This window comes from Pseudomonas sp. Sample_20 (assembly GCF_004307585.1).
GTDB lineage: Bacteria > Pseudomonadota > Gammaproteobacteria > Pseudomonadales > Pseudomonadaceae > Aquipseudomonas > Aquipseudomonas atacamensis.
Window position 1 is genome coordinate 85,072 of record NZ_RCOA01000028.1, and the last position, 7,859, is coordinate 92,930.

The 7,859-nt window shown below is 60.7% G+C and carries 5 protein-coding genes; 3 read left to right on the forward strand and 2 right to left on the reverse strand.

The genetic code is table 11. From position 1 onward, the window contains the following. Nucleotides 1-75 precede the first annotated feature (75 nt). Nucleotides 76-1,905 carry a hypothetical protein gene (locus tag D8U70_RS07480; protein WP_130928573.1) on the forward strand — a complete coding sequence of 610 codons (1,830 nt, stop codon included), beginning with the start codon at nt 76-78 and terminating at the stop codon, nt 1,903-1,905. On the opposite strand, the gene D8U70_RS07485 is transcribed toward D8U70_RS07480, so the two are convergent. Both D8U70_RS07485 and D8U70_RS07495 read right to left on the reverse strand, forming a co-directional pair. Next, nucleotides 1,902-2,222, reverse strand: coding sequence for a hypothetical protein (locus D8U70_RS07485; RefSeq protein WP_016773114.1), 321 nt, complete (start codon nt 2,220-2,222; stop codon nt 1,902-1,904). The two genes, D8U70_RS07480 and D8U70_RS07485, sit on opposite strands and share 4 nt — an antisense overlap. 325 nt (nt 2,223-2,547) lie before the next feature. After that, nucleotides 2,548-4,986, reverse strand: coding sequence for an ATP-binding protein (locus D8U70_RS07495; RefSeq protein ID WP_024014367.1), 2,439 nt, complete (start codon nt 4,984-4,986; stop codon nt 2,548-2,550). Between the two features lie 302 nt (nt 4,987-5,288). Here D8U70_RS07495 and D8U70_RS07500 point away from each other — a divergent pair, with 302 nt between their 5' ends. After that, the gene (locus D8U70_RS07500; protein WP_016773112.1) at nt 5,289-5,777 is read left to right on the forward strand and encodes a DUF3015 domain-containing protein; all 489 of its coding nucleotides are present in this window, start codon (nt 5,289-5,291) and stop codon (nt 5,775-5,777) included. Nucleotides 5,778-5,873: 96 nt separating this feature from the next. Then, nucleotides 5,874-7,727, forward strand: coding sequence for a DUF4105 domain-containing protein (locus D8U70_RS07505; protein ID WP_024014368.1), 1,854 nt, complete (start codon nt 5,874-5,876; stop codon nt 7,725-7,727). Nucleotides 7,728-7,859: the final 132 nt, after the last annotated feature.

Genomic DNA, 7,859 nt, shown 5'->3' on the forward strand with positions numbered 1-7,859 from the left:
CGTGTGTGTGACAAAGTTTTTCTGCTAGTGTCCAAAGCATTGACAGCCCAATGACAGTGGACAGGACGCGTGGAAATGGATGTGCGATCAGCCTTGACGACTGCCGGTATCTGCCTCGCCTTGCTCATCGGCGGTTGCTCGCCCGGCGAGGAAAAACAAGTCGCCAACCTCGACGAAAAGACCGCCACCTTCGAACAGTCACTGGACACGATCAGCGATCCCAAGCTCAAGGACGCCATCACCGAACTCGGCGGTTCGCTGCTGTTGCTCGAACGGGCCCGGCTCAAGCTCGACGACATCACCCCGCATACCGAATACGGTGCCGACGCCCTCGCCGTGCTCAAGCACTACCCTACTCCGCAGGCGCTAGTCGATACGTTCATCAACGGCCTGTTCGTGCTGCACAAGGACGCCAGCTCGGATTACCTCACCGATCTGCAGCCGGTATTCCCATTCAACCTGAACATTCCCGGCGGTTTTCTGTTTCCGCACGGCATCGAATGGCATTCGGTCACGTTGAGCAACAAACGCGTGATCGCCTGGCAGCCGGAGTGGTCGGAGACCGATCCAGGCATTCAGCTCAGCCCGTCCAGCTCCAACGTGACCAATCCCGACGACCTGACGGTGACCTACCCGTTCATCGATGGCCTGAACGTCGACAAAAAAAGCCTGCCACAACCGGTCAGCCTGCAAGGCCAGGTCGAAGTCATCGCGCCACGGCGCTTGTACAGCTTTGACCTGACGCAGAAAGACGTCGGCCAGACTCGCACCAATGACAACCTCAGCCTCAAACTGCTCAAGCTGGAAAAGAACTATGCCGAGGTCGAAGTCAGCAACAGCCTGCCGCTGGCGGCAGAAGTCGCCGAAACCCGGATCAATCCGCTGATCGTCCAGGCCCGCGACGCCAGTGGCCAATACCTGGTGCGCGCCGGTTCGATCAACGAAAGCCCGGAGCAGGTCGAGTTTTACCAGAAGCAACTAACGCAGTTACAGAAGCAGGAGAGCTGGAGCGATACCCTGGAAAAACAGCTCAGCGACGACCAGCAAGCCTTCGAGAAAGACCACCCGCGCCGCTACAACAAGGTGTATTTCCACGGCCCGATCGACACACTGGAAGTCAGCGTGCTCGACTTCTCCTCGGCAACAGTGACGCGCAAATCCCTGGACCTGCCGGTGCGCACCTTCAATCCACACACCACGGCCAAAGCCGTGCAGCCGCTGGACCTGCCAGTTGTGGTGTATGACGATCTCGCCGCCAACTGGCTCAAAGGCGCGGACCTGACTGAGGAACAATTGAAGGCCGGCGTGCGCATTCATCAATCGGTTGAAGAGCCGAGCGCGGCGCGTATCGAGTTTTCCCACCGCCGCACCTTCAATGACGAATTGCTTGGCGAGGAACTCAACCCCGGCGTCAGTCCCGTGACCTTCTTCACGGAAAAGCGCGGCGGCAAACTCGACGAGCCGATCGAACTGCCGCCCGAGGCGTACCAGGTCGATCCGCTGCAAGCGACGATTACTTATGATCTGAATCTGTTTCCGGAAACCCCGGCGATTGCCGTGGGCTCGATGCCGTTGTTTCTGGCCACAGTGGCCAAGCAATCCTACGACGCGCAGTCATTGCCCAAAGGCCTGGCGATCAAGGACAACACGCTGGTGGTCGACCTGAAAACCTTCCCTGCCAACGAGTGGCGCTTCTTCGTCAAGGACGACAGCGGCCACTACCTCAAGCAGATTCTTTCGGTCAGCCACGACGCCAGTGCAGAAGGCCCGGCGCTACTCGGCGTGCACTACTTTTATGGTCGCCCGACTCGCGTGGAGACCTATCAGCGCACCGACCTCGCCACCGTGCAATACGGCTTTGAGGTCAAGCTCGACAAGGCGCAGGTGGACCAGACAACGCCTTAACCGTTGAGACTGCGCCCACGGCCGCCGTTGATCTGCCGCAACTGCGCTTGCAGATGCAGGCTCCAGATCTGCGGGTCATCGGCCAGCTCGTAACCATGCAAGGTCAGGCTTTCAACGATGGTGTCGAGAATCGACTCGGCCGCGACCGGGCCGTGGAACGGGCCCTGGGCTTTGATCGCGGAAGGTTGTTCGCCGGCCATGCCGGCCGCGAAGAGCAGCGTCCACATACCGTTGTCGCCGGCCAGCGGCTTGACGGCGCATTCGATCCGGGTCACCAGACCCAGGCATTGACGGGTGAGACAGAGGTTGCGCGACATGGCGGCGACCCTCGGTAAAGCCGGTATTCAGCCCCCACGGGAGGACTGGCTCGATCCAGTGATACTGTCGATATCCTTGACCTGAGAATAGAAGAAAAGTGTCCCGCGCAAGCCAAATGGAACCAGAAGGCGCCGAATGGTCATTGTGTGAATATTGGCGCCAGAGTAGTGGCACATTCCCCGAAGATCCCCGCAGAGATCAATCTGGAAAAAAAATTGTGGGAGCGAGCCTGCTCGCGAAGACGATGGATCAGCCAACTCATTCGTCGACTGATACAGCGCTATCGCGAGCAGGCTCGCTCCCACAGGGTCTGGCGTGAACTGATCAGGCCGGTTTGGCTTCGGCGAGAGCCTCCTGCGCCAGTTCCTTCTCGGCCTCTTTAAGGTCCTCTTCGCTGATCATCTCGGCGATATCGCGCAGGCGCTCGACCACTCGCGCATTGATGCTGCCTTCGGGGAATTCGCCATCGGCGTTCGGCTCCCCGGCCGGCTCACCCACCAGCAGGCTCAGCGCCTCATCGGCCTGACGCACTGCATATACGTGGAACTGCCCGGCGCGCACGGCGGCGAGGACTTTTTCATCGAGCATCAAAGTGGCGACGTTGGCCTGGGGAATGATCGCGCCCTGCTCGCCGGTCAGGCCGCGCGCTTCGCAGAGGCGGAAGAAGCCTTCGATCTTCTCGTTGACCCCGCCGACCGCCTGCACTTCGCCGAACTGGTTGATCGAACCGGTAATGGCAAAACATTGCTTGAGCGGCGTTTTCGACAGCGCCGAAATCAGCGTGCACGCCTCGCCCAGCGACGCACTGTCGCCATCGACGTAGCCGTAAGACTGCTCGAGCGCAATGCTCGCCGAGATCGCCAGCGGAAATTCCTGGGCGTAACGGCTGCCCAGATAACCGGTGAGGATCATCACGCCTTTGGAGTGAATCGGCTGGCCGAGGTTGACCTCACGCTCGATGTCGACGATGCCGCTGCCGCCCGGATAGACCGTGGCGGAAATCCGCGCCGGCACGCCGAACGCCGAGTCGCCGACTTCCAGCACTGTCAGCCCGTTGCACTTGCCGACCGCCGCCCCGTCGGTGTCGATGAGGATGATCCCGGCGAGCATGTCGTCGAGAATCCGCGCCGAGACCCGCCCGGTGCGGGTGGCCTTGGCTTTCAGGGCGCGTTCGATATGGCCTGCGTCCGTCATTTCATCGCCGGCCAGATGGCGAATGAAATCCGCCTCGCTGACCAGTTGGAACAGATCGCCAATGCGCGCCGACAAGCGCCCCTGATGCTCGGCCAGTCGTGCGCTGTAGGTCGCCAGCCGCGCCACCGCATCGGCGGTCAGCGGCGCCATGCCTTCTTCCGAAGTGCGGGTTTTCAGGAGCTGGGCGAACTGCTCGAGGCTTTCGTCGACCATCGGGATGTCTTCGTCGAAGTCGACCAGAACGCGGAACATCTCCTGGAAGTCCGGATCGAGATCCTGCAGCGTGTAATACAGCTGCCGCGCACCGATGATGATGACTTTGACCTGCAACGGGATGTGCTGCGGATTCAGGGTCATGGTGGCGAAGCGGCCCATCTCGCCCAGCGGCGACTCCATTTTCAGTTTGCGCGATTGCAGGGCGCGTTTGAGCGCATCCCACACGAACGGCTCACTGAGCATTTTTTCCGCTTCGAGAATCAGGAAACCGCCATTGGCGCGGTGCAGCGCACCCGGACGCAACTGCCGGTAAGTGGTGTAGAGCGCGCCCTGATCGGTGGTGTACTCGATGCGGCCGAACAGGTTTTCGTAGGTCGGATGCGGTTCGAACACCACCGGTGCACCGCCGCTGGCCGGATGCCCGACCACCAGGCTTGGTGCGTATTGTTCTTCCAGCAACTTGCGCGCGACGGCGTCGGTCTTGCTGTCGTCGACCAGTTGTTCGACCACGGTTTTCAGCAGGTAGACCTGCATCGCTTGCAGGTAACCGCAAACCCCGGCGTTCTCTGCGTACTTCTCCGACAGCGGCGCCAGCAACGGCTGCAAGGCCAGGGTGATGGTTTCCTCGTTGAGCGAACGCAGTTGATTGTTCGACTCGCGCTTCCACTGCGGCAGGCTGGCGAGTTCTTCGTTCAGGCGCTCTTCGAGGCCGGAAATGTCATCGTGAAAACGCTCGCGCTCGGCTTCCGGCAACTGCGCGAATTCGGCTTCGTCCAGGGCCTTGCCGTCGAGCATCGGCGTGAAGGCGATATTGCTGCTGTCGCGGTACAGCGCGACGTCCTTTTCCAGGGCCAGCCGCTCGATGATGTCCAGCGCCTTGTCGTAGCGCTGGTTGAAGGCACGGTCGATGGCGCTTTTTTTCTGCTGGTAGGACGGGTGTTCGAAAACCGCCGGAAAAGTCGCCAGCAGGTTGTCGATCAGGCCGTTGATGTCGCCGATGAACGAGGCCGCCGTGCCCGATGGCAGCTCCAGTGCACGCGGTTCGCGCGGTTCATCGAAGTTGTTGACGTAGACCCAGTCCGCCGGGGTCTGCAGGCGCTTGCCTTCGGCTTTCAGGTAGCGTTTGACGAACGAGAACCGGCCGGTGCCGGGCTCGCCCATGACAAATACGTTGTAACCGGGGCGTGGCATCGCCACACCGAACTGCAAGGCTTCGACCGCGCGTTCCTGGCCGAGCACACCGCGAAAGGGCTCCAGATCATTGGTGCTGGTGAAGCTGAACTGTTCAGCGGAAAACGGACGAGTCAGCGCTTCGGGCGCAAGACGCAGGCTGGCAGCAACAGGATCAGGCATCGGGCTTCCTTAACAATCAGGCGGGGCAGGTAGCGGCATTCTGGCGCTGCCCGTGCCCCACTGGCAAGGCGCGCCACATGACAAAGCATAGACAAGCGCGCGGCCGGCCGACGGGTCCCGCTAAATCAGAGGTTTATTCCAAATATTTTGCAAAAAGTCACGGAACCGCTGGAACGTGCCTAAACTCCAAACTGCGCGGCTGGAACTAATACCGGCCCACTGACACTTTCGGCTTTGTCCTCGGGCAGAGCGCGAAGGGCCAGAACCCTGTCCATTGGTATGCACATAAAGAGAACAAAGCTATGAAACGGATTCTTCTCGGTACTCTCTTCACCGCTGTATCCATCAACGCAATGGCGCAAGCCCCGGGCGGCCCGGATTGCGGTTGGGGCAACATGCTGTTCGAAGGTCAGCGTGGCACCCCGGCGCACTTCCTTGCTTCCACCACCAACGGCACTTCCGGTAACGCCACGTTTGGTATGACTTCCGGCACCAACGGTTGCTCGACCAACGCATCGCTGACCTACGGCGGCAAATCCTGGTTCGCCATGAATGGCATGATGAACGAGCTGTCCGAAGACATGGCCAAAGGCAATGGCGAAGCGCTGACCACTTATGCCGTGGTCCTGGGCGTAGCACCGGAAGATCGTGCGCACTTCGCGCAAGTGACCCACGAGCACTTCCAGCAGATCTTCAGCAAAGCTGACGTGACCGCTGAAGACGTGCATACCAACACCCTGGCAGTACTGAAATCGGACCCACGTCTGGCCAAGTACGCAACTCAGGCTTAAGCTCGACCCCGCCCGCTTCCTTCGGGAAGCGGGTTTTGTTTTTTTGGCCCGCCCCTCTTTGGGTCTTTTATTTCTTTCCTGTTCAAGTTGCCGACTATGCTCAAACGCCTTGCCTGGCTGGCGCTCTGTGTCTGCGCCCCGCTGTCCGCCGCGCCTCACATCGATCCTCAACGTTTGCAGCAACTGGCCAACGACCGCTTCTGGATTTCCCTCGGTCATTACGAAACCGCCAAGCTCGGCGGCTGGCGCAGCTATGTCAGCGACAAGAAGTTCTTTCTCGCGCCCGACGGCAACGAGCATCCGGATCGCGAACTGGCCGCCACCGTGCAGGCGTTGTACGCCCCGGCCAGCCTCGGCGAGCAACACGCACAATGCGTATACCCCGCGCGCACGCGCTGGCTGAAAGCGCAGCTCAATCTCGCTGACCTGCCAGCGCCGGAATGCGCCGAATACAAGCAATGGTTCAAGGACGTCTCGCCGCACAGTGCGGTGATGATTTTCCCGGCGGCGTACCTCAACAGCCCGTCGTCGATGTTCGGCCACACCCTGCTGCGCATCGATCAGGCGGACGTGCAGGCCGACAAGACATCGCTGCTGAGCTACGCGATCAACTTCGGCGCCTACATCGAAGGCTCGGACAACAGCATTCTGTATGCCTGGAAAGGCTTGATGGGCGGCTACCCAGGGCTGTTCGCGCTGGTGCCGTATCAGGAAAAACTCTCGGAATACCGCAGCCTGGAAAACCGCGATCTGTGGGAATACCGCCTCAACCTGACCCAGGAAGAAACCGCACGCATGGTTGAACATGTGTGGGAGCTCAAGCAGATCCAGTTCGACTACTTCTTCTTCGACGAAAACTGCTCGTATCGCTTGCTGGAGCTGCTGCAAGTGGCGCGGCCGAGCCTGCGCCTGACCGAACAATTCCCGCTGACCGCAATCCCCACCGACACCGTCAAAGCGGTGAAAGAGGCCGGGCTGGTCGAGCACATCGAATATCGCCCGTCCCGCGAACGTGAACTGCTCAGCCGCGCCGAGCCTTTGAGCGATGACGAACAGCAATGGGTGCTGAAAGTCAGCGCCGATCAAAAAGTCCTGCAAGAGCCAACGTTCAAAGCCCTGCCGCGCGCACGTCAGGCGCTGATCGTCGACGCCGCCTATCGTCTGGAGCGCTACCGCGCCAACGGCCAGGAACGCGACCCGCAACGGGCGCAGCGCAGTTTCGAACTGCTGCGGGCGATCAACAAGAACCCGGCGCCGGAGCTGGAAATACCGCAACCCGGTCTGCCCGAAGATGGCCACGAGTCCCGCACCTGGCAGGCCGGCCTCGGTACGCGAGGCGATCGCGCCTTTGGCGAATACGGCTTGCGCATGGCTTATCACGACCTCAATGACAATGCCGAAAGCTTCCCCCTCGGCGCGCAGATCGAAATCCTGCAACTGAAGCTGCGCCAGTACGAAGGCAATGACTGGCAGTTGCAGCAACTGGATCTGGCGACCATTCGTTCGCTGACACCGCGCAACGAGCTGCTGCAACCGCTGTCGTGGCAAGTCACCGGTGGCCTTGAGCGGGTGCCGGGCAAGCATGACGACGAAACGCTGGTCAGCCATGTCAACGGTGGCGGCGGCGGCACGTGGCAGTTGGGCGAAGACGTGCTCGGCTTTGCGCTGGGCACGGTGCGCGTGGAGCACAACAACGACTTCGCCGAGTTCGTTTCCCCGGCTGGTGGCTTCAACACCGGCGTGCTATGGAAAAACCCGCTGGGCAATCTGAGCCTGGAGGCCAAGGGCGACTACTTCTTCAACGGCGAAGTGCGCCGCAGCCTGAGCCTGAATCAGCAGTGGGAGCTGTCGCGCAACCTCGGTTTGCGCCTGAGCGCGCAGCGCGAATTCAGCCAGCTCGCCAGCCCGGAAACGGAAGTCATGCTGGAAGTGAAGTGGTATCACTACTGATCCCCGCACACAGCACAAAACCAATGTGGGAGCGAGCCTGCTCGCGAAAGCGGTGGGTCAGTCAATAGTAGTGTTGCCTGACACGACGCCTTCGCGAGCAGGCTCGCTTGTATGGTAGGACTTGAAGGGAGG